A 22,296-nucleotide genomic window follows, 5' to 3' on the forward strand; every position below is an offset into this window, starting at 1 on the left:
CACGGTTAGAGAAACAGCCGGTACGCCCGGTTGTCTGTTTCTTCCTGGTAACGATAACCCAGTTTGTCCAGTCGCCTGTTCAGTCCGGTACCTGATTCACCGGGACATTCAAGTCCGATCAGTACTCTGCCGAAGTCGCCACCCTGGGCCCTGTAATGGAAGAGGGAAATATTGTGATGCCCCCTCGTTGTTTCCAGGAAACGGGTCAATGCTCCTGGGGTTTCCGGGAACCAGAATCTGAACAGTCTTTCATTTTCCACAATATCACTGTGTCCGCCCACCATGTAGCGGATGTGGGTCTTGGCGAGGTCGTTATCCGTCAGGTCAAGATTTTTGTAACCGGCCCTGTCCAGCTGGTCCGCGAAAGTTGTCCGTTCTTCTTCCCTTTGTATTGAAATGCCGACAAAGATATGAGCCTGCTTTCTGGATGAGAGGCGGTAGTTGAATTCGGTTATATTGCGGCTGGCAATCATATCACGGCAGAAGGCCTTGAGACTGCCGGGTTTCTCGGGGATGGTGACCGCAAAAAGGGCTTCCTGTTTCTCCCCGACAAGGGTCCGTTCCGCAACATAGCGAAGTCTTTCAAAGTTCATATTGGCGCCGGAATTGATGGCAAGAAGGGTTTTGCCGCTGCAGCCGGTTTCGCTGATATATTTCAGAAGACCGGTAAGCCCCAGTGCTCCGGCAGGTTCGACAATTGAGCGTGTTGCCTGGTAAACGGCCTTGATACCGCTGCAGAGCTCATCTGTGCTGACCCTGATTATTCTGTCAACATATTGCCGACAGAGTTCATAGGTAAGGTCGCCCACTTCCCGGACAGCAACACCATCGGCAAAGATACCAACCTTGTCGAGAGCGGTTTTTTTCCCCTTTGCCAGCGAGCGGAACATGGCGTCACTGTCAGCGGGCTCCACTCCGATCAGTTTTATTTCCGGTCGCAGGTTTTTGATATAGGCGCCGATCCCGCTGATCAGGCCTCCTCCGCCAACCGGCACAAAAACAGCATCAAGACGACCCGGATGTTGCCGAAGTATCTCATTGCCGATGGTTCCCTGTCCTGCGATGACAAGTTCATCATTGAAAGGATGGATAAAAATCATTCCCGTCTGTTCGGCTAGAGCCGTCATATAGTCGGCTGCTTCAGAGTAGTTGCTGCCGTGGAGAACAACTTCGGCACCAAAACTCTGGACTGCATCCACTTTAATTTGTGGGGTTGTTTCAGGCATTACTACGAGAGCATGGATACCAAGTTTTCTTGCGGCAAAGGCGACTCCCTGGGCATGGTTGCCGGCGGATGCGGTAATGATCCCTTTTTTTCTTTCTTCCGGGGTAAGATGAGCAATTCTGTTATACGCTCCACGAATTTTAAAAGAGAAAACCGGCTGCTTATCTTCCCGTTTAAGGAGAATCCGGTTGGTGGTTGCAAAAGATAAAGTCGCGGCCTCTTCGAGGGGTGTTTCTATTGCGGCCTCATAGACGCGGGATGTGAGGATTTTTTTTATCAGTGTCTGCAAAATAGTCCTGAGCGGTGGAGTTTTCAGCAATTTTTAACCACGGTCATGGTCCCGTGGTATCTACCTGAGAGAAGCGTTGATTTCTTCCAGGGTCGCGCTGCCGGGACAGAGGTCTTCTTCTGTCAGGCTGTTCAGGGGCCGGAGGGTGGAGTTGATGATATCGTGGGTCTCCTCAATATCCGGATTAATATAGAGAATACCGGTGAGGAGCCTGCCCTTTTCCTTTTCTCTCTCCAGGTTGTTGACCGCTTTCAGGCGGTTGGTGACATCTTTGCTGGAATCGGCCTTGTGGAGGTGAATGATGGAACCGTCATGCATGACAACCTCCTGGCTGGTGCCTTCTTCATAATGGGTGAGGATTTCCTGCTGGAGGGGAACAAAATCAAAGGTGTTTGTGGCCTCAATATGCTCACGCACATACTGGTAGCTTTTCGTTGAGCTGCTGGTGTTATTGAAGGTGACACAGGGAGAGATGACATCAACAAAGGCAAGGCCGGAATGGGCCATTGCGGCTTTGAGTAAAGGAACCAGTTGTCGTTTATCCCCGGAAAAACCCCTGGCCACAAAACTGGCCCCCAGTTCAATGGCCAGTTCACAGAGGTCAATGGATTCATATGGGTTGGGAACTCCACGTTTCCCTGATGATCCCCGGTCTGCCGTGGCGGAGTCCTGCCCCTTGGTCAGACCGTAGCAGCCGTTGTTCATGCAGATATAATTCAGATTCAGGTTGCGGCGCAGGGCGTGGGCAAACTGGCCCATGCCGATGGAAGCGGTGTCGCCGTCTCCGGAGATGCCGATATAGAGCAGTTCCCTGTTGGCCATATTGGCCCCGGTTGCGATGGACGGCATTCTGCCGTGAACGGAATTGAACCCGTGGGAACGGCCGAGAAAATAGGCGGGGGTTTTGGAGGAACAGCCTATGCCCGAGATTTTTACCACCCGGTGCGGCTCGATATTGAGTTCAAAACAGGCCTGAATAATGGCATTTGTCGTGGAGTCATGTCCGCATCCTGCGCACAGGGTCGAAATGGCGCCTTCGTAATCAGTACGGGTATACCCTGCGTCATTTTCAGGCTGTTTCGGATGACGGAAACCGGGGCGTCTATAGCTCATGATTTTTCTCCGGTGCTGTATTGTTTCGGGAATGGTTCTACCGTGTTATGGAGGGGAGCATTACGGATGCAGTCAGTGATGAAATTTGCCGTGATCGGCAGGCCGTCAATATTGAGAATGGACTGCAGTTTATCCCGGCATGTTCCGCATTCGTTGATGAGCAGGGTACGCATTTGTGCATCCCTGTTCTGCTCAATGACAAACAGTGTTTCATGGCGTTCGATAAAATCGAGGATTTCATCATGAAAAGGAAAGGCGCGAATCCTGAGGCTGTTGCAGACCTGTCCCTCTTCTGCAAGTCTGCTTATGGCCTCGTAGGTGGAATGGGTCGAGGTCCCGAAAAAAATCAGACCGGTTTTACAGTCAGGATCGTTAATTTTAGTCCGGGGAGCGGGCACCAGACCGCGGGCGGTTTCCCACTTGACCAGCAGTCGTTTCATATTGGCTTCGTAATCGCTGCTCTCTTCCGTATAGGCTGAATATTCATTATGGGATGTTCCCCTGGTGAAATAGGCGCCTTTGGTGGGGTGGGTTCCTGGAAAGGTGCGGTAGCAGATACCGTCCCCGTCTACATCCAGGTAGCGGCCCCATTTTTCCTGCATGTTTTCCAGGTCTTCGGCGGTAAGAACCTTGCCCCTGTCATATTTTCTGCCCTCTTCCCACTCCATGGGAGCACAGACATGGTCGTTCATACCGAGATCAAGGTCACTCATGATTATGACCGGTGTCTGAAGCCGTTCGGCCAGATCGAAGGCGTCGGCACCCAGTTCGAAGCATTCCTTGGGGTCGCAGGGAAAGAGCAGCACGTTTTTGGTGTCACCGTGGGAGGCATAGGCGCAGGACAGCAAGTCAGACTGCTGGGTCCTGGTGGGCATGCCGGTGGAAGGCCCGGTGCGTTGGACGTCGATAAGGACTACCGGGATTTCCGCGAAATAGGCCAGACCGAGAAATTCGCTCATCAGGGATATTCCGGGGCCTGAGGTGGCGGTAAAGGCCCTGGCTCCGTTCCAGGAGGCACCGATGACGATACCTATAGCTGCCAGCTCATCTTCTGCCTGGATTATGGCAACCTTGTGTCTGCCTGTGTCCTCTTCAACCCTGAACCGGTCGGCATAGCGCTCAAAGGCTTCCACAACCGAGGTGGATGGAGTGATTGGATACCAGCCGACAACGGTTGCTCCGGCGTATACGGCCCCCAGGCCGAATGCGGAGTTGCCGCTCATCATAATGTCGCCGTTGAGCTTATTGCTTCTGCGAATTGAAAGTTCACAGCAGTTTCTGTAATGTTTTTCGGCATGGGCAAAGCCGATTTCAAGGGCCAGAATATTGGGATCAGCCAGTTTCGGTTTTTTTTGAAACTGTTTTTTTATTGAATCCGTAAGGACATCAAATTCGATATCCAGCAGGTAGGAGAGTGAGCCCACGTAGATAATGTTTTTCAGCAGCTGCCTGAGTTTGGGATTGCTGAAGGCCTCGTTACACAGGGCGGTAAGGGGGATGCCGATGACGGTTATATCCGTGCGGGTAAAATTTTCCGGCAGATCCCGGGTGGAATCATAGAGAAAGTAGCCCCCGGGCAGCAGTTCCTGGTAATCTTTGAACAGGGTCTGACCATTGACGGCCACGGCCATGTCTATTCCTCCCCGTCGGCCCAGAAAACCGTCCTCGTTGACCCGGACTTCATACCAGGTGGGCAATCCCTGGATATTGGAGGGAAAGATGTTTTTCGGGCTGACCGGTATACCGAGGCGAAAGATGGCCCTGGCAAACAGATTGTTCGCACTGGCGGAGCCGGAACCGTTGACATTGCAGAACCGGATAACAAAATCGTTTATTTTGCTTATTTTTTTTACAGTTTTCATTTCTGACCGGCCATAGGTGAATTATAGGTGTATTTTTTCATTTCCCAGGAGGCGGTGGGGCATCTTTCGGCACAGAGTCCACAGTGCAGGCAGACGTTTTCATCCTTGACCATTACCCTGCCCGTGGGGAGTTCTTCCGAGACATAAAGTGCCTGGTCAAGATTGTCTGCCGGAGCAAGAAGACGGGTTCTCAACTCTTCCTCTTCTCCGTTTTCAGTAAAATTGATGCATGAGACGGGACAGACATCCACGCAACCGTCACATTCAATACAGGTTGAATAGTCAAAAACTGTCTGCACATCGCAGTTCAGACACCGCATGGCTTCCCTGTGGCCTTTTTTCCGATCATAGCCGAGTTCAACCTCCAGCAGTCTGTCCTGCAATGATTTAACCCTGTCCACTGTTGGTACGGTAAACCTCCTGTCTTCGGATACCTGGCTGTCGTAAAGCCAGTCGTGCATGTCCATTTTCTGTTCAATCAAGGCAGTTTCGGGCCCCGGTCTGTCATGCAGATCTTTACCCCGGCAGAACAGGTCAATGGAGATGGCTGCCGCATGGCCGTGGGCCACGGCGGTGATGACATTCCTGGGGCCGAAGGCTGCGTCTCCTCCAAAAAAGACATGGGGAAGACTGGACTGGTGGGTGATTTTGTCCACAACGGGCAGTCCCCGGTCATTCATTTTGATGCCGGTTGACTCTTCTATCCAGGGAAAGGCATTCTGTTGACCCACGGCCAGAAGAACAAGGTCGCATTCAGTAAATACAGGCTCTTCTCCCGTGGAGAGAAGCGTTCTTTTACCGTTGTCATCATAGGTTGCTTTTACCCTGTCAAAAAGCATTCCGGTAAGTTTGCCGTTTTTGACAACAAATTCGAGGGGAGAGTGATTGTCGATGATCGGGATTGATTCCGCCTCGGCATCTTCGATTTCCCAGGGTGAGGCCTTCATGTCTTTACGCGGACTTCTGACGAATACCCTGACATCCATGCCACCCATGCGCCTTGCCGTTCTGCAGCAGTCCATGGCGGTATTGCCGCCCCCCAGGACTATTACTTTTTCGGGGACCCGGGTGATATGCCGATAGAGTACCCCGGCAAGCCAGTCAATGCCTATAAAGATTGACTCATCCCCTTCCTTTCTGCCCGGCAGATCGGGAAGATCCCGCCCCCTGGGAGCACCTGTTCCGATAAAAACGGCATCATAATTTCTGTCCAGAATTGCCTGCAGGCTGTCCACGTAGGTGTCAAAAATTGTGTTGACCCCCATGTCAAGAATGCGGTCTACTTCCTCGTTAAGTACTTTCTCGGGCAATCTGAACGAGGGAACCTGGGTGCGGACAAAACCACCCGCCTTTGACTGATCGTCATAAAGGTCGATGCTGTAGCCGAGCTGCAGGAGATCCCGGGCAACCGTGAGAGAGGCAGGACCACCTCCGATCAAGCCTATTTTTTTACCGTTTTTTTGGGCAGGAACTTCGGGTGTGAAGCGGGTTTCCGGGTTTTTGTGGTCGGCGGCAACCCTTTTCAGGCGGCAGATGGCAACCGGTGTTTCTTCAACCCGCAGGCGCCGGCAGGCAGGTTCACAGGGGCGGTCGCAGATTCTTCCCAGAATGCCGGGAAAAACGTTGGACTGCCAGTTGATGGCAAAGGCCTCGTCATATTTGCCGTGGCTGATCAACCGGATATATTCCGGAACCGGTGTATGGGCCGGGCAGGCAAACTGGCAGTCAATGACCTTATGGAAGTACTCGGGATGGGAGATGTCTGTCGGTTTCAAAAATGACTCCTCTAACGGTATTTGCGAGCCGCAGGAAAAAACGGCCCGATTGAAATAGACCTGTCTCTTATATTATAGGGATTCAGCATAAAGGAGCAAATAAAAGGTAATTATTCACAGGTACCCCGGCTTTTCACGGTCTCTTTTGTCCGCACAGGTTGGCTACAGCGAAGAAGAGCCTGCAAAATCTGCGGCACCTGTGAGCAATTACAGTTCAAAAGTAATAAAATCATAGAGTTGCTGCTCATGTGACCAATTACAATAAATGATTGGCACCTAAAATCCTGCAATTGGCAAGTTCGGAGTTGCGCTACCTGTGAAAAATATCAAGTCGCCGTCACTTTATTCGGATGAAGTGCAGGTTTTAGGTTTTATGGTTTTTCAGGGAGTATACGCACAGCCCCTTTATCAGCTGAAGAGGCAAACAGGGCATAGGTCTTCAGGGCAGTCGATATTGGTCTGTCACGGTCCGTAGGAGAAAAGGCGTTCGATCCTCTTGCCTCTTCTCTTTCCCGTCGTTTTTTTAACTCTTCTTCTGATACGGCCAGGTTGATTGTTCGGGCGGGGATATCAATTTCTATTGTATCACCGTCTTCAATCAGGGCAATTGCGCCTCCTGCCGCCGCCTCGGGGGAGACGTGACCGATGGAAAGACCAGAGGTGCCCCCGGAAAATCGGCCGTCGGTGATCAGGGCGCATTCCGCCCCCAGGTGAATTGACTTGAGGTAGGAGGTGGGGTAGAGCATCTCCTGCATGCCTGGTCCGCCTTTAGGGCCTTCGTAGCGGATGACAATGACATCTCCGCTCTTAATTTTGTCACCGAGGATGGCATCACAGGCTGCCTCCTGGGAGGAATATACCCTGGCGGTTCCGTTGAAAACAAAAATTGAGGGGTCAACTCCCGCCGTTTTAACAATGCAGCCATCTACTGCAATATTGCCAAAGAGTACGGCAAGGCCACCATCTTTACTGTAGCAATGGTCAATATCCCTGATACAACCTGCGCTTCTGTCCAGGTCCGCCTTTTCATACGCACGTTCCTGGGAGCCGAGAACAAGGTTTTTGCCCTGGTTCCCCGGGCCGCTCAGATAAAGTTCATCCGCTCCGGAATCGTGGTCTTCCCGTTTGATGTCCCACCTGTCCAGGGTTGCCTTCAAGGTGGGGCTGTCCACCCGGCAGACATTTGTATCCAGCAGGCCGCCCCGCTCAAGTTCGCCGAGGATTCCCATGATCCCTCCCGCCCGGTTAACATCTTCAATGTGATAGTGGGAGGAAGGAGAGACCTTGCAGAGATTGGGAACTTTTCTGGAGAGGGAATCGATATCGGCCATGGTGAAATCGACTCCCGCTTCATGGGCTATGGCCAGCAGATGGAGCACAGTATTTGTGGAGCCTCCCATGGCGATGTCAAGGGACATTGCATTCATAAAGGCTGCGTGGGAGGCAATTGATCTGGGCAATACAGAATCGTCACCTTTCTCATACCATGCGGCGGCCATCTCGACGATACGTTTTGCTGCTCTCTCAAAGAGCAGCCTGCGGTTTTTATGGGTCGCGACAACAGTGCCGTTGCCGGGCAGGGCCAGGCCCAGAGCCTCATTGAGGCAGTTCATGGAATTGGCTGTGAACATCCCGGAGCAGGAACCGCAGGTGGGGCATGCGCACCGTTCCACAGCTTCCACCTCTTCATCGCTTATTTCCCTGTCAGCGGCCATGACCATGGCATCCACCAGGTCATATTTTTTTTCGCCGTCTCTTCCCGCTTCCATGGGACCGCCCGACACAAAAATTGTCGGGATATTGAGGCGCATGGCAGCCATCAGCATACCGGGTGTTATCTTGTCACAGTTGCTGATGCAGATCATGGCATCGACGGTATGGGCATTGCACATGTATTCGACACTGTCGGCGATCAGATCCCGGGAAGGCAGAGAATAGAGCATACCGGAATGGCCCATGGCAATACCATCGTCAATGGCGATGGTGTTGAACTCGGCTGCAAAACAGCCTTTTGCTTCTATGATGTTTTTTAAATGCTGACCGATTTCGTGGAGATGAACATGACCGGGAACAAACTGGGTAAAGGAGTTGACAATGGCTATAACGGGTTTGCCGAAATGTTCTTCCTTCATGCCGTTCGCCCGCCAGAGACTCCGTGCACCGGCCATTCTTCTGCCTGTTGTGGTTGTTGCGCTGCGCAATTGGATTGTCATGAAAATACCCCGGATGAATATTTCCGATCCCGGGACACGCAGGAGCCGGAAACGAGAAATGAGTGGATAAAATAAAAAAAAACTTGTAACTCTTGAGAGATTATAGACAATATACTATGAAAGTGTAGTGGAGTGTACCTAAATAATGCTCATCGCCGGAGTTTGTCAGTATTTGATGGTGATGTGGAGTCCCGACTCTCCGGTTCCGGGTGAGTCTGATTTTCTGGGAATAATTGTATAGAATTCCGTGTGATCTTTCAGGCAAAAGTTTACAGGGGAAAATAAAGGGATTTATTGGGGAATTGCATGAAAAAAACGGAGATTGATTATTGGATAACGGCAATGCTTGAGTCCCACAGTCACGTTTCTGATCTGAACATTACTGTCGGAAAAGAACTGCAGGTTGAGTCGGCCGGCCAGCTTGTGCCGGTGGACGTCATTCCACCGGTCCATGAACTGACGCCCTTTCAGACGGAGACCTTTGCGCTCAATCTGATCGGCAGCAATAAACGACTGCTGAGGGACCTTGTGGAAACCGGCTCATGCGATCTTTCCTATTCCCTGACGGACAAGGCCCGCTTCAGAGTAAATATTTTTACCCAGAAAGGGTATTTCACCACTGTCCTGAGAAAACTTGAAACAGAAGTGCCGTCCATCGAGTCAATGCAGTTTCCTGATGCCTTCGGTAAAATGGCTGCGGAACTGAATGGTTTGATTCTGTTTACCGGTGCGACCGGAACCGGTAAGACAACTTCACTTGCTGCCCTTCTTGACCGCATAAATCATGAACGTTCAGTTCATGTGGTTACCCTGGAGGATCCCATTGAATATGTCCATGAACAGCATAGGGCAACTTTTAACCAGCGGGAGCTTGGTAATGACTTCAGTACTTTTGCGGTCGGAATGAGGGCTGCCCTGCGTCAGGCTCCGAAGGTTCTCCTCGTGGGTGAGATGCGGGACAGGGATACCATGGAAATCGGTCTGACAGCCGCGGAAACAGGTCATCTTGTATTGTCAACTCTCCATACCATTGATGCCGGGCAGACGATAAACAGAATCCTGGGTATGTTCGAACAGGAAGAACAGCCCCAGGTGCGTAACAGGCTGGTGGATACAATCAGATGGATTGTGGGCCAGCGCCTCCTGCCAAGGGTAGGGGGAGGGCGGATTGCAGCTATGGAAATTCTCAGAACCAGTCTCCGGGTGAAGGATCTCATTCTCAACGGAGAGACGGAAGACAAGACATTTTATAATATTATACGTGAAGGTTCGGCGCTGGATATGCGTACATTTGATCAGCATATTCTCGAATTGTTCAGCCGTGGTCTGATTACTGAAGAAAGTGCGATTACCTACTGTTCCCAGCGCAATGAAATGACAAGGGGAATTGACCGGTTGAAAGCGGAAAGAGGCGAGGCGACGTCTTCCCTCTCCGATCTGATGATGGAGGACGAAGACGAGGATGAATTCGGTTTTTCCAGGCGGTGAGAATGGAGGGTGAAATGATTGTTGATTGTCCCCATTGCGGGAAGCGGCTCAAAATGAGCGGCAAATTTCGGGAAAGTATCAGGAAGCTGGGGCCGGGAAAGAAGATCAGGATTAAATGTGTTCAATGTTCAAATTCTTTTGGTCTGGAAACGGATCGTCTGATGTCGGAAGCAAAAGAGGCAGGGCGGGAAAAACAGGATAACCCGGCGGGAAATGGTGTTCAGCCTCCGGATGCTCCTGATCTTTCGTGGCTCAAGGATGGAATTTTTGAAGATACGGATGTGGTGGAGGATATTCCCCAGACCCTTGTCCTTATGCCTGATGTCCCCGAAAGGAAAGTTGTGATCGAGGCTGCAGAGAAATTCGGATACAGGGTGGAAATGGCAGACACGCCTGACCAGGCCATTGCCAAGATGCAGTTTGTCAATTTTGCTTCTGTCTTTCTCCATAGCGGGTTTGAGCCCCAAGGGATAGAATCGGGTCTCTTTCATCAATATATGCGAAATCTCAAAATGGCCAGGCGCAGATTTATTTTCTATGTGCTGATCGGCTCGGAATTCAAGACACTTTATAATCTGCAGGCTCTGGCCTGTTCTGCTAATCTTGTTGTTAATGACGCCGAGATTCCCTATATAGAAACCGTGTTGAGAAAAACAATACCGGAATATGAGGCACTGTTCGGTCCCCTGATGGAAGAACTGCGTGTCGCCGGTAAAGAATAACCGGGTCTGTGGTTGAAGCAAAGATAACTTTGAAAAATTGCCTTTTGGTCCGATTCCCCTGTACCCCGGTCTCAACCGGAAAATCTGATTTTCCTGAATCTGTCACTGATTCAGGATTTTTCAAGGCACCCATTAAAATTACGGGCATCACAGATGCCTGAGGTGGTAAATAATAGATGATAAAACAAGATATTCTGTCTGCCGGAAGTAAAATAAAGCAGTTGGCGCGCACCGGAAAATTGAAGCTGGGCAGAATGCTGGGTGGAAAGAAGAAACGTGTTGAAGATGAGCCGCAAAAGGTGACGGCAGATGCGGAAAGTCGGGAAAAAAAGAAACCTCAGGTGAAACAGCCGCATGAGAACAGCCGTTCTTCTGTTCCCCGAAAACGTCGCAGGAAAAAACCGTGGAGCCTGGGTAAATTCCCTGTTGATCCGGTTCCCGGAAAAACTCGTTTCCACGATTTTGATATTCCTCTCCAGGTGATGAGGGCAATAGCCGACCAGGGTTTTAAATATTGCACCGCCATTCAGGAAAAGGCCCTTGCCGACGTTCTGGCGGGCAGGGATCTTGTGGGTAAGGCCAATACCGGTACAGGTAAAAGTGCGGTATTTCTCATTGCCATTCTGGCCAGGTTACTGCAGGAAGAAAAGGAAAGAGGCGGGGCTGTGAAAGGGGTCCGGGCTCTGGTACTGGCCCCGACCAGGGAACTGGTCATGCAGATCGCAAAGGACGCTGAAGGGCTGGCCAAATACTGTAACCTTGCCGTGAGACCGGTTTACGGTGGTGTTGACTATCGCAAACAGATGGACAGCCTGCGCAATAAGAGATGTGATCTGGTTGTGGCTACTCCCGGACGTCTGATTGATTTTCTGGGGAAAAATGTTCTCTCTTTGAGTAAATGCTCCATTCTCGTCCTGGATGAGGCGGATCGTATGCTGGATATGGGGTTTATTCCCGATGTCCGGAGAATTGTGGGGCGAACACCACACAGGGAAAAGCGGCAGACCATGCTGTTTTCCGCAACCGTGCCGGAGGATGTCAAACGACTGGCCATGCAGTGGTGTGTTGAACCGAAAATGGTAGAGGCTGAACCGGAACAGGTGGCAGTTGAAACGGTGGAGCAGGTGGTTTATCTGGCAACTTCTGAAGATAAATATTCAATTCTCTACAATCTTATCAGGCAGAACGAAGAGGAGAGAATCATTGTCTTTGCCAATATGAAGAATGAAACAAAAAGGCTGGCAGACAGGCTGAAACGAAATGGTATTGACTGTGTTCTCCTCTCCGGGGATGTTCAACAGAATAAACGAATGACGAGGCTTGAGCAGTTCCGCTCCGGTAAGGTGAAAGTTCTTGTGGCTACGGATGTTGCCGGAAGAGGCATACATATCGAGGGCATCACCTTTGTTGTTAATTACACCCTGCCGTATGAACCTGAAGATTATGTGCATCGAATCGGGCGGACTGGCCGGGCTGGAGCGGCGGGACGGGCTGTGAGCTTCGCCTGCGAGGAAGGTTCTTTTTACCTTCCGGATATTGAAGAATATATCGGCAGAAAACTCGACTGTGTTCAGCCGGATGAGTCTCTTCTCGTCACTCCGCCGAAACCCCGCAAAGCTGCACCCGTGAAAAAGGGGAGTTCTTACCGGAGGCGGGGAGGAAAGAAGAGAAACCACTCACGAAAATCCAGGAATGAGGTAAAAAAATAATTCTGATTACCCATGAAACTCAGGCTGACTGGGGATGCGGTTTTCAGGCGGAACCGACAACCGAGAATTCAGGAGAATAGAGTTATTCATAAAAAAACAGACATTTTTCAGCAAGTATCTTGTTCTTTCGAATAAAAGTTGATATAAAGTAATGTTCAAATCGGTGAAGGTTACTTTCCTGTCCGGAAGGTGGCCTTGTTTTCTTTTGGCACTCCCCGTGTGAAGGGAGATGCTGTAATCTTAACCCGTTGGCCTCTGGTCTGCAAAAAGAGAAAATCCATGACAGAAGAATTGAAACAATCAACCCCGGGCGGTGATGAAGATCTGAGCTTTGCAGAGCTCTTTGAAATGGAAGAAAATAACAAGGTGGTCGCTGTTGGCGATGTGGCCATGGGCACTATAATCGGTGCCGTTGATGATTATTTTCTTGTTGATGTGGGTGATAAGGCTGAAAGCTATATCGCTAAATCCGAGTTTCGCCAGGAAGATGATGCCGAAATAAAAGTCGGTGATGTTTTTGAGGTGTTTGTAGAACGCCGAAAAGAGGAAGGCGGACTGCTTCTGTCACGGGAGAAGGCCATTGCGATCAAGGTCTGGGAGAAGATTGCCGAGATCCAGGAAGCCGATGGTATTATAGAAGGTCGGATTGAAAGTCGTGTGAAAGGCGGAATGTCCGTGGATATCGGTGTCCCCGCCTTCCTGCCCTATTCCCAGATTGATTTGCGGCCCGTCAAGGATCTTGACGCTCTCATAGGACAGGTTTTTGAATTCAAGATCCTGAAATTCAATCGTAAGCGGAATAATGTTGTTATTTCCCGCCGTGCCATTCTTGAAGAAGAGCGCCAGAAACTGCGTGAACAAATGCGTTCCAAGCTTGAAGAAGGCCAGATCATCAAGGGTGCCATCACCAATATCACCGATTACGGTCTCTTTATTGATATGGGCGGAATGGACGGTCTCTGTCATATCACTGATCTTTCCTGGGGGCGGGTTTCTCATCCTGCCAAGCTGTACAAGGTTGGCGAGGAACTGGAAGTAAAAGTACTTAAATACGACAAGGAAAAAGATCGTGTTTCTCTCGGTGTCAAGCAACTTCGCGACGATCCTTGGGAGACTGTGGTTGAAAAATATCCCGTTGGTGAAAAGACAACCGGGAAGGTTGTATCGATAACTGATTACGGTGTATTTGTAGAGCTTGAAGAGGGCGTCGAGGGGCTTATTCATGTTTCTGAAATGACCTGGTCTAAGAAGCCGCGTCATCCGTCCAAGATGGTTGCCGTGGGGGATGAGCTTGAGATAATGGTGCTTAATATCGAAACGGAAACCAAGCGGATATCCCTTGGCATGAAGCAGCTGCAGCCCAACCCGTGGGATCTCGTCACCGAGAACTATCCTGTCGGTTCCATTATTGAAGGAAAAATTAAAAATATTACAGATTTTGGTGTCTTTATCGGAATTGAGGAGGGTATTGACGGACTTATCCATGTCTCCGATCTTTCCTGGACCGAGCGAATCAAGCATCCTTCCGAGAAGTACACCAAGGGTGAGACGATTCAGGCGGTTGTTCTTAAAATCGACAAGGAGAATGAACGATTCTCCCTCGGTATCAAGCAGCTTGTACCGGATCCGTGGCAGGCCGCTTATAATAATTATCCTTCCGGAACTGTGGTTGAAGGAGAAATCACCAATGTTACCGATTTTGGTGTTTTTGTGAAACTTGAAGAAGGTATTGAAGGCCTTGTTCATGTCTCTGAGATCAGTAAGGACAAGGTAAAGACTCCCATCGGCATGTATCAGGTCGGTGATACCCTTAAGGCTATTGTCATCAATGTTTCAGCAAAAGACCGCAAAATCGGACTCTCTGTGAAGACCCTGGAAGGTGAAGATGAAGAGGCTGCCGTTGAGAAATTCAAGAAGGCAGAGAAGGCACCTGAAAAAACAGCACCTTCGACTTTTGGTGACCTGTTGAAAGCGGCTGCGGAAGGTGGAGATTCTTCAGACGAGGGTTAAGTTTTCCTATTTGACTGAAAATTTCAGGTTGTCTTGCCCTCCGGCAGGACAACCTTTTTTTATAGGTAATTCCGTGATCCGTCAGGTTACGGTCTGTGACTTGTAATATTCTAAAACGTATTGATTATGTTGAAAAAAGAACTTGTAGACAGGGTGAGTAATGAGCTTGCCATGCAGAAACAGGATATAGGGCTTGCTGTGGATATTTTACTTGAAACTATGGCTGGTGCCCTGGTGGATAACAGGAGAATAGAATTGCGCGGGTACGGCAGTTTCTCGGTGAGAAGCAGAAAGCCCAGGTCAACCAGGAACCCCAGAACTGGAAAAATCATGAATATTCCGGAGCGGAAAACGCTTCATTTCACCATGAGTAAATCTCTGAAAGAGGCACTGATCAGCGAAACGGACTAACGTCCCCTTTGCCTTCACGGAGGATTTCCGGATAATCTCCGGTCAGGTCAATAACGGAAGAGGGATCAGGATAGACAGGGCCGCCGTCAATGATCAGGTCGACCCTGTTTTTCAGGTATTCTTCAATTTCAAAAGGTTCAGAAAGCAGGTATTCTTCTTCCTGGAGCTGCACACTGGTATTGATGATAGGGTTGCCGAGAGTTGTCAGCAGGAGTTGACAGATAGGATGGCCCGGAACCCTTATGCCGACGGTTTTCTGTTTTGTGGCCATCATTTTCGGGACCAGTTTTGTGCCCGGGAGGACGAAGGTGTAAGGACCGGGCAGATTCTTTTTCAGCAGTCTGTAAGCACTGTTTGAAACATGGGCGTACTGGCTGATATGTTTCAGATCGGAGCACATGAATGAAAAAGGTTTCTGTCTGGACCTGTTTTTCAGTTTTATGATACGTTTGATCGCTTTCTGGTTTTTCAGGTCACAACCGATCCCGTAACCTGTATCGGTTGGATAGCATATTACCTGGCCGTTTTTCAGTCGCTTTATAACCTGGTCGACAAGTCGTTGTTGTGGATTGTGTGGATTTATAGCAAGAAGCATAATGTCGGTTTTACAAATTTATTCCTGAATCGTAACTGCTCACAGGGTTAAAAACCCAATGTTTTTTAAATTGTAATTACTCAAAAGATACACAAGTTTTTTCAGGCTTTATTGCCCGCAACAGCAGATCTGGCCGGGAAAAAGAGACCGGAAAAGCCGGGGTACCGTGGGTAATTCCCTTTGAATCCACCGGGACCCCATGGTGATGATTCCTGGATTTAAACTGTATTCAACAAACAGAAAAAGGGATTATACATCAAATTTCTTTTTTGGCTGTTAAAAAATTATATATATAAACCTGAGTTCTGCAGATGAAATTTCATAAGGAGGGCAGGGGAATTATGATTTTCTCTGTACCTCCAGTCCTGATGAGGAGGGACCATGTTACCGGATCATATTGAAACAGCGCTTACATTTGACGATTTGCTCCTTGTACCCTCTGCTTCGGAGGTTTTGCCCAATGAGGTGAGTTTGAGAACCAGGCTGACGGATACTCTCTTTCTCAATACTCCCCTGGTCAGTTCAGCTATGGACACCGTCACGGAACATCGTACGGCAATAGCCATGGCCAGGGAAGGCGGCATGGGAATTATCCATAAGAACATGACCATTGAGCAGCAGGTTCTGGAGGTTGAGCGGGTGAAAAAGTCTGAATCGGGGATGATCATCGATCCGATTACCGTCACCCAGAGCCAGTCGGTGGCTGATGTTCAGAAAATTATGAGCATGTACAAGATTTCGGGTCTGCCGGTTCTCCATGGGGGGAAGCTTGTGGGGATTGTAACCAACCGGGACCTGCGTTTTGTTTCCGATGATGGCCTGCGGGTTTCCGATGTCATGACCAGCAAGAACCTGGTCACCGCCAGGGTAGGCATTGACCTGGAACACTCCAAAGCCCTGCTCCACGAACACCGGATTGAAAAACTGCTTGTTGTGGATGATGATGGCGCCCTCAAGGGGTTGATTACTATCAAGGATCTGGAAAAAATCAAAAAATATCCCCTGGCAGCAAAGGATCAGTTCGGTCGTCTGCTGGTGGGGGCTGCCATGGGAGTGGGTCCACAGCTTGAAGATAATGCCGGGAAGCTGCTGGAAGTGGGTGTTGATGTGGTTGTCATTGACTCGGCCCACGGTCATTCAAAGGGAGTTATTGAAGCTGTGGCGAGGGTGAAAAAAGAATATCCGGAACTCCCGGTTATTGCGGGAAATGTTGCCACGGCAGAAGGTACGGCGGATCTGATCAGTGCCGGTGCCAATGCGGTGAAAGTCGGGATCGGCCCTGGTTCAATCTGTACAACCAGGATAGTGGCCGGTGTCGGTGTGCCCCAGATGACGGCTATCCGAAACTGTGTCAAGGTGGCAAATGAGCATAATATACCGATTATCGCCGATGGCGGCATCAAACATTCCGGAGACCTGGCCAAGGCCATTGGAGCCGGAGCTTCCACTGTCATGCTGGGCAGTATGTTTGCCGGAACTGACGAAACACCGGGAGATACCTTTTTATATCAGGGCAGGACATATAAAGGGTATCGCGGCATGGGGTCTTTAGGGGCCATGAGCCAGACCGAAGGGTCAGCTGACAGGTATTTCCAGGCTGAGGTCAATGCCTCTTCCAAACTTGTTCCTGAAGGAATCGAGGGTAAGGTACCCTACAGAGGCCCCATTTCAACCGTTATCTACCAAATGCTTGGCGGGTTGAGATCAGGAATGGGTTATGTGGGTGCGTCTACTATTGAAGAACTGCAGAAGCGCGCAAAGTTTGTACGTATTTCCGCGGCAGGCCTGCGTGAATCCCATGTTCATGATGTTATTATCACCAAAGAGGCTCCCAACTATCGGACTGCCTAGGAGGCTGTCAGAGAAAGTCCTTTTTCCCCAATTCTGCGTTATTGTGAAAAATAATGCCTGATATTGCGTGTATGACTGTGCTTGTTTTTTCAAAATAGTTTGATTTGAAAAAAATGGTTGTTCTCGGACAGTCTCCCAGGGGTAATTTCGATTATTTTTCTTACTGAAAGTGAGCAATTATGACTATGCATGATGAAAATATCCTCATCCTCGATTTCGGTTCCCAGACAACCCAGCTTATTGCAAGGCGAATCCGGGAACAGAAGGTTTACAGCGAAATACATCCCTTTTCAATTACCCTTGAGAAAATCCTTAAGCTGGCTCCTGCCGGAATTGTACTGTCCGGAGGCCCGTGTTCTGTCTATGATAAGGATGCCCCCCATTGTGATCCGGCAATTCTGGAACTTGATATCCCTGTTCTCGGAATATGTTACGGTGCCCAGCTGATGATCCAGCAGTTGGGCGGCAAGGTGGAAAATGCCGAGAAAAGAGAGTTCGGTAAGGCCTATCTGTCAGCGAATTTCAGTGAAGGGCTTTTTGCCGGACTTGAAATGGGTGAGGCAAAACACCAGGTGTGGATGAGCCATGGGGACAGGATCGAAGTCATTCCCGACGGTTTTGAGGTCACGGCTGTCAGTGACAATTCTCCGTATGCCGCATTGAGACACAGGGAAAAACCCTTTGTTGCTGTCCAGTTTCACCCGGAGGTGGCCCATACGCTCATCGGGACGGATGTGTTGAGGAATTTTATCTTTGGAATCTGTAACTGCAGTCCCAGTTGGACCATGCAGTCATTTATAGAAAAACACACGGCTGAAATCCGTGAAAAGGCAGGGAATGACAAGGTCATCTGCGCTCTTTCCGGCGGGGTGGACAGCTCCGTGGCGGCAGCCATCGTCCATCGGGCTGTAGGAGATAATCTGACCTGCATTTATGTGAATAACGGCTTGATGCGGGAAGGGGAATCCCAGTCAATTCTTCGTTTTTTCAAGGAGAAGAGTAAGCTTAACGTGATTGATGTGGATGCTACTGATTTCTTTCTGGGTGAGCTTGCCGGGGTCAAGGATCCTGAAGTGAAGCGTAAACGTATCGGATTGGGATTTATCAGGATCTTTGAAGAAGAAGCAAAAAAAATTGGTGGTGTGAAATACCTGGCCCAGGGGACATTATATCCGGATGTGATTGAATCAGTCTCCTTTCGGGGAGAGGCGCCCATCAAGTCCCATCATAATGTGGGAGGCTTGCCGGAGATCATGCAGCTGGAGTTGATCGAACCCCTTCGTGAACTCTTCAAGGACGAGGTCAGAGAGCTTGGTCTGGAGCTGGGATTACCGGAAGAGGCCATCTACCGGCAGCCGTTTCCGGGGCCGGGGCTCGGTATCAGAATCATGGGAGAGGTTACGGATGAGAGATTACGCATTCTCAGGCAGTCCGATGTGATTGTCCTGGACGAAATGAGGAAGGCGGGCTGGTACAGAAAGGTCTGGCAGTCCTTTGCGGTCCTGCTGCCCATTCAGACTGTGGGAGTTATGGGAGACGGGCGGACCTATGAACATGTCATTGCCATTCGTTGTGTTGATTCGCGGGATGCTATGACCGCTGACTGGTCCAGACTGCCATATGATATTCTCGGAGAGATTTCATCGAGGATCATCAATGAGGTTCGTGGGGTCAACCGGGTGGTTTATGACATCTCCTCAAAACCGCCGGCTACTATTGAGTGGGAATAGATTATGCTTAAATCCGGAATTTATGTGGACGCGGAAAATATCCGCATGTGCGGCGGATACGGCATGCGTTACGATGTACTGGTTGAGCTTGCCGGTGGTGGAAATTCCACTCTGCTCCGGGCCAATTCCTACCTGGCAGAGGACAGGGAACGGACGAAAACTGATCCGGAATACCGGCAGAAACTGTACAGGTATCACGATGTTATCCGCCAGTGTGGTTTCAAGGTTATTAAAAAATATGTGAAACATTTTATTGATGATGAAGGGATCCTGACGACCAAGGCCAATGCGGACATGGATCTGGCCATTGACGCCCTGCTCCAGGCCAGGAATCTGGATCGTATCATCCTGCTTACGGGAGATGGTGATTTTATCCGTTTGATTCTGGCCCTGCAGAACATGGGATGCCGGGTGGAAGTGATCGGTTTCAAACATGTGAGCAATGAGCTGAAAGAGGCGGCAGACAGTTTTCTCTCGGGTTACCTGGTTCCGGGGTTGCTGCCGATCACCACCACGAACGGAGAAAACCGTCAAAGGGGGATTCCAATCAATTACAATCCTGAGCGGGGGTTCGGATTCATGCGTTATTACACTCTTACAGGTAAAGGGTTGGAAGCGCAGTCGGTTTTTTTTCACTGCTCCAAGGCAGTGGATATTAACGATTCCCTCTTTCTTGATTCTGCCAATATTTTTGAGTTTACAATTATTACCAATCCGGATAACAACAGCAGAACCGAGGCCTGGGATATCCAGCTTCTGGATGAATAAGCTGCTGCGGGGAGCTGAGTAAAATGGACATGGCTATATTGCTGGTAGCCGATGTGGGTGGCACGAAAAGTGAGGTGGCACTCTACGAAATCACCTCCAGGACGTTTACCTTTCTGACCGGCAAACGCTATGTCAGCAGTCAATTTTCATCTCTGAGAGAGGTGATCGCCACTTTTCTGGCCGATATGGGAACAACGCCGCAGTTCGCAGTCCTCGGCGTTGCGGGGGTGGTGAGCGGCAGAACTGCAGTCCTGACAAATCTGGAATGGGAGAGAATAGACTGCACTGTTCTCGAAAAACGATTTGGTTTTACAGAAACAGTTCTTGTCAATGATTTGACCGCCCTGGCCGGCGCGCTTCCACTGCTGGCGGAAGATGATCTGGTTGAATTGAAGCCGGGGACAGCGTTTGACAATGAAATAAAAGGCGTTCTCGCTCCAGGTACCGGTCTGGGCCAGGGATTTCTCATCGAGGGTGACGGCCGTTTTTTTGCCAGGGGATCGGAAGGCGGGCACGTGGATTTTGGGCCGGTAACGGAGACTGAACTGGCTCTTCTTACCTGGATGCGCCGGAAAAAGCAGCCGGTCAGTTATGAAAATTTTCTCTCCGGCCCCGGTATTTCTCTTATTTATGATTTCTGTCGGGAATACTATCGTTTTGCAGGGGCAGGAGATGATACTGCTCTTCTGGCCGGTGATGGTGACCGGACACCTGCAATTGTGGAGCTGGGAGTGCAGAAGGAGTGCCCCTGGTGCCGCAGGAGCCTGGAGCTTTTTCTGGCAATGCTCGGCAGTGAAGCGGGAAACCTCGCCCTGAAACTGTCCGCGCGGGGCGGTATCTATATCGGCGGGGGTATTGTTCCCCGGTTATCCGGCAGAATTTCGTTTGATACTTTTTTAAATAGATTTGTTGACAAAGGGCCCATGGCAGAGCTGTTGCGTCAGATTCCTGTAAAGCTGATAGTACGAAAGGAGGCAGCTCTTCTTGGTGCGGTCAGAATCGGTCAGCTCTTTCTGCAGTCATGAACGGAGTGGAGAAGAATCCGGAACTTATGCAGGCTGTGGAGCAGTTCTGTCCCCAATATCCCCATTGTTCCATTGAAATTATCAGGAAAGGCAATATTAATACTACCTGCCTGGTCCAGTCCGGTTCCCGGAAAATTATTCTGCAGCGCATTTCCGCCAGTGTTTTCCCGGAGCCGCGTCATGTCATAGAAAATTTTTTTTCACTTATCGCCCATTTAGAAAAAAAGTGCAGAAATATTGACAGGAAATGGCTGTTCGCCAGACCGGTGTTGACCACCGGGGGCGACAAGTTTTTCAGGGATGGTATTGGAGGTTTCTGGAGAGCCCAGACGTACCTGGATCATCAACCTCTGATGTTGCCTCTTTCTGCCTCCCGGGCAGAACAGATAGGTGATGCTCTCGCGTTTTTTCATGGGCTTGTGGCTGATCTGACCTTGTCGGAACTGCATGATCCCCTGCCCGGATTTCATAATCTTTCTCATTATCTCAACCAGTTTAATGCACTCCGTGCCAAAGAGCAGGCAATGAATGAGGACTGGTTGTACTGTTTTCATGCAGTGGAAAGGTACCGTAGTCGTGCGACTTTCTTTGACCGGGCAAAAGAGAAGGGGATACTCAAAGATCAAGCGGTGCATGGCGACCCCAAGATTGATAATTTTATTTTTCACACGGATTCGGCTGGGAGTGGCCTGATTGATCTCGACACGGTTGCGGCCGGACTTGTCCAGTTTGATCTCGGAGACTGTCTTCGTTCCTGCTGTAACAGTACAGGTGAGGATCATTCCGGGAAAACTGCTGTCCGTTTTGACATGGATATCTGTCGGGGAATTCTGACGGGGTATTTAAAATCAGTGTATAGCCGCCTTTCCCCGGTGGAGCGCGGTTATATTTACGATGCGGTCCTCCTGCTGACCTTTGAGCTGGGTTTACGTTTTTTTACCGATCATCTCGCTGGTGATACATATTTCAAGGTGGATCAACCGGGAGAGAATCTGCAGCGGGCTGTAGTCCAGTTCAGGCTGGCTGAAGAAATAGAGAACCATGAAAAAGAAATTCGAGAAGCCGCCGAGGGTTGATCTGTAAATAGGTTTGTTATTTCATGTAATTATCCGCTGCATAAATATAATTGCTGATTATTTCATGGAGGTGGGGCTGTAGATTTTCAAATTCGACACCTATCCTGGTGGCATGTTTTTCCTTTTTCAGGTTACGTATGATGCCGTGTATTTTCTGCTCTTCAGTTGTGCCGGGAAGCAGGCATCGCAGGTGAACGCGGTCATGTATGTTCAACTGAGGTAATTTCCGGTTCTTCGCGTTTTTTATTTGACAGAGACAACCGGAAATGCTGAGATCCGTCAGAGCTCCATAGCACTCCGGCTGTGACCCCGGATGAAAGGTACAGGGAACGAAAATAATGGTTCTTTTTGCCTTTCTCAGTTCATGGTAATGGATGGTTGCGGGATACTCGAGAAAGAGCAGGGGAGAGGGATTGTTCAAGCTTTTCAGCAGC

Annotated in this window: 17 protein-coding genes; 10 read left to right on the top strand and 7 right to left on the bottom strand. The window is 49.8% G+C overall.

The window, feature by feature from the left end; translation table 11 throughout:
- Positions 1-5 precede the first annotated feature (5 nt).
- From ilvA to ilvD, 5 genes are all read right to left on the bottom strand, one after another.
- Positions 6-1,514: a threonine ammonia-lyase, biosynthetic gene (gene ilvA / locus ACXLDX_RS14560; protein WP_457577912.1), complete on the bottom strand. Its 1,509-nt coding sequence runs from the start codon at positions 1,512-1,514 to the stop codon at positions 6-8.
- Positions 1,515-1,574: 60 nt separating this feature from the next.
- Entirely contained in the window at positions 1,575-2,627 is a 1,053-nt protein-coding gene (locus tag ACXLDX_RS14565; protein WP_457577913.1) for a 2-oxoacid:ferredoxin oxidoreductase subunit beta, read from the bottom strand.
- Positions 2,624-4,489, bottom strand: coding sequence for a 2-oxoacid:acceptor oxidoreductase subunit alpha (locus ACXLDX_RS14570; protein ID WP_457577914.1), 1,866 nt, complete (start codon positions 4,487-4,489; stop codon positions 2,624-2,626). Before ACXLDX_RS14570 ends, ACXLDX_RS14565 begins: the two co-directional genes overlap by 4 nt.
- Positions 4,486-6,264: an FAD-dependent oxidoreductase gene (locus ACXLDX_RS14575; protein WP_457577915.1), complete on the bottom strand. Its 1,779-nt coding sequence runs from the start codon at positions 6,262-6,264 to the stop codon at positions 4,486-4,488. The genes ACXLDX_RS14570 and ACXLDX_RS14575 overlap by 4 nt, the downstream gene beginning before the upstream one ends.
- 371 nt (positions 6,265-6,635) lie before the next feature.
- Complete coding sequence (gene ilvD / locus ACXLDX_RS14580; RefSeq protein ID WP_457577916.1) at positions 6,636-8,477, bottom strand: dihydroxy-acid dehydratase; 1,842 nt, start codon at positions 8,475-8,477, stop codon at positions 6,636-6,638.
- 306 nt (positions 8,478-8,783) lie between these two features.
- On the opposite strand from ilvD, the gene ACXLDX_RS14585 reads away from it, so the two are divergent.
- From ACXLDX_RS14585 to ACXLDX_RS14605, 5 genes are all read left to right on the top strand, one after another.
- Positions 8,784-9,965, top strand: a complete 1,182-nt coding sequence (locus ACXLDX_RS14585) for a type IV pilus twitching motility protein PilT (protein WP_457577917.1) — start codon at positions 8,784-8,786, stop codon at positions 9,963-9,965.
- Positions 9,966-9,967: 2 nt separating this feature from the next.
- On the top strand, positions 9,968-10,687 hold the full coding sequence (locus ACXLDX_RS14590; protein ID WP_457577918.1) for a hypothetical protein: 720 nt from the start codon (positions 9,968-9,970) through the stop codon (positions 10,685-10,687).
- A gap of 176 nt (positions 10,688-10,863) precedes the next feature.
- On the top strand, positions 10,864-12,396 hold the full coding sequence (locus ACXLDX_RS14595) for a DEAD/DEAH box helicase (RefSeq protein WP_457577919.1): 1,533 nt from the start codon (positions 10,864-10,866) through the stop codon (positions 12,394-12,396).
- Between the two features lie 279 nt (positions 12,397-12,675).
- The gene (locus ACXLDX_RS14600; RefSeq protein ID WP_457577920.1) at positions 12,676-14,406 is read left to right on the top strand and encodes a 30S ribosomal protein S1; all 1,731 of its coding nucleotides are present in this window, start codon (positions 12,676-12,678) and stop codon (positions 14,404-14,406) included.
- Positions 14,407-14,532: 126 nt separating this feature from the next.
- On the top strand, positions 14,533-14,817 hold the full coding sequence (locus tag ACXLDX_RS14605; protein ID WP_457577921.1) for an HU family DNA-binding protein: 285 nt from the start codon (positions 14,533-14,535) through the stop codon (positions 14,815-14,817).
- Here ACXLDX_RS14605 and ACXLDX_RS14610 read toward each other — a convergent pair.
- Positions 14,801-15,412: an L-threonylcarbamoyladenylate synthase gene (locus tag ACXLDX_RS14610; protein ID WP_457577922.1), complete on the bottom strand. Its 612-nt coding sequence runs from the start codon at positions 15,410-15,412 to the stop codon at positions 14,801-14,803. The genes ACXLDX_RS14605 and ACXLDX_RS14610 overlap by 17 nt on opposite strands.
- A 381-nt stretch (positions 15,413-15,793) precedes the next feature.
- Here ACXLDX_RS14610 and guaB point away from each other — a divergent pair, with 381 nt between their 5' ends.
- The 5 genes from guaB (at position 15,794) to ACXLDX_RS14635 (ending at position 21,862) form a co-directional block, all read left to right on the top strand.
- Positions 15,794-17,263, top strand: a complete 1,470-nt coding sequence (gene guaB, locus ACXLDX_RS14615; RefSeq protein ID WP_457577923.1) for an IMP dehydrogenase — start codon at positions 15,794-15,796, stop codon at positions 17,261-17,263.
- Positions 17,264-17,442: 179 nt separating this feature from the next.
- Positions 17,443-18,993, top strand: a complete 1,551-nt coding sequence (gene guaA / locus ACXLDX_RS14620) for a glutamine-hydrolyzing GMP synthase (protein ID WP_457577924.1) — start codon at positions 17,443-17,445, stop codon at positions 18,991-18,993.
- A gap of 3 nt (positions 18,994-18,996) precedes the next feature.
- Complete coding sequence (locus tag ACXLDX_RS14625; protein WP_457577925.1) at positions 18,997-19,761, top strand: LabA-like NYN domain-containing protein; 765 nt, start codon at positions 18,997-18,999, stop codon at positions 19,759-19,761.
- 23 nt (positions 19,762-19,784) lie between these two features.
- A complete protein-coding gene (glk, locus tag ACXLDX_RS14630; RefSeq protein ID WP_457577926.1) occupies positions 19,785-20,786 on the top strand; it encodes a glucokinase in 1,002 nt (333 codons plus the stop codon).
- Positions 20,783-21,862 (top strand): phosphotransferase enzyme family protein, encoded by a 1,080-nt coding sequence (locus ACXLDX_RS14635; RefSeq protein ID WP_457577927.1) that lies wholly within the window; start codon positions 20,783-20,785, stop codon positions 21,860-21,862. Before glk ends, ACXLDX_RS14635 begins: the two co-directional genes overlap by 4 nt.
- A 16-nt stretch (positions 21,863-21,878) precedes the next feature.
- On the opposite strand, the gene ACXLDX_RS14640 is transcribed toward ACXLDX_RS14635, so the two are convergent.
- Positions 21,879-22,296, bottom strand: a 418-nt coding sequence (locus ACXLDX_RS14640) for a PilZ domain-containing protein (RefSeq protein WP_457577928.1), incomplete at its 5' end; no start/stop codon positions are given.

It is taken from the genome of Desulfomarina sp. (assembly GCF_054039375.1).

Coding starts and splice junctions, on each gene's coding strand:
- ACXLDX_RS14565 (WP_457577913.1), bottom strand. CDS start 2,627: ATGAGCTATAGACGCCCCGGTTTCCGTCATCCGAAACAGCCTGAAAAT.
- ACXLDX_RS14570 (WP_457577914.1), bottom strand. CDS start 4,489: ATGAAAACTGTAAAAAAAATAAGCAAAATAAACGATTTTGTTATCCGG.
- ilvD (WP_457577916.1), bottom strand. CDS start 8,477: ATGACAATCCAATTGCGCAGCGCAACAACCACAACAGGCAGAAGAATG.
- ACXLDX_RS14585 (WP_457577917.1), top strand. CDS start 8,784: ATGAAAAAAACGGAGATTGATTATTGGATAACGGCAATGCTTGAGTCC.
- ACXLDX_RS14590 (WP_457577918.1), top strand. CDS start 9,968: ATGGAGGGTGAAATGATTGTTGATTGTCCCCATTGCGGGAAGCGGCTC.
- ACXLDX_RS14595 (WP_457577919.1), top strand. CDS start 10,864: ATGATAAAACAAGATATTCTGTCTGCCGGAAGTAAAATAAAGCAGTTG.
- ACXLDX_RS14600 (WP_457577920.1), top strand. CDS start 12,676: ATGACAGAAGAATTGAAACAATCAACCCCGGGCGGTGATGAAGATCTG.
- ACXLDX_RS14605 (WP_457577921.1), top strand. CDS start 14,533: ATGTTGAAAAAAGAACTTGTAGACAGGGTGAGTAATGAGCTTGCCATG.
- ACXLDX_RS14610 (WP_457577922.1), bottom strand. CDS start 15,412: ATGCTTCTTGCTATAAATCCACACAATCCACAACAACGACTTGTCGAC.
- guaB (WP_457577923.1), top strand. CDS start 15,794: ATGTTACCGGATCATATTGAAACAGCGCTTACATTTGACGATTTGCTC.
- guaA (WP_457577924.1), top strand. CDS start 17,443: ATGACTATGCATGATGAAAATATCCTCATCCTCGATTTCGGTTCCCAG.
- ACXLDX_RS14625 (WP_457577925.1), top strand. CDS start 18,997: ATGCTTAAATCCGGAATTTATGTGGACGCGGAAAATATCCGCATGTGC.
- glk (WP_457577926.1), top strand. CDS start 19,785: ATGGACATGGCTATATTGCTGGTAGCCGATGTGGGTGGCACGAAAAGT.
- ACXLDX_RS14635 (WP_457577927.1), top strand. CDS start 20,783: ATGAACGGAGTGGAGAAGAATCCGGAACTTATGCAGGCTGTGGAGCAG.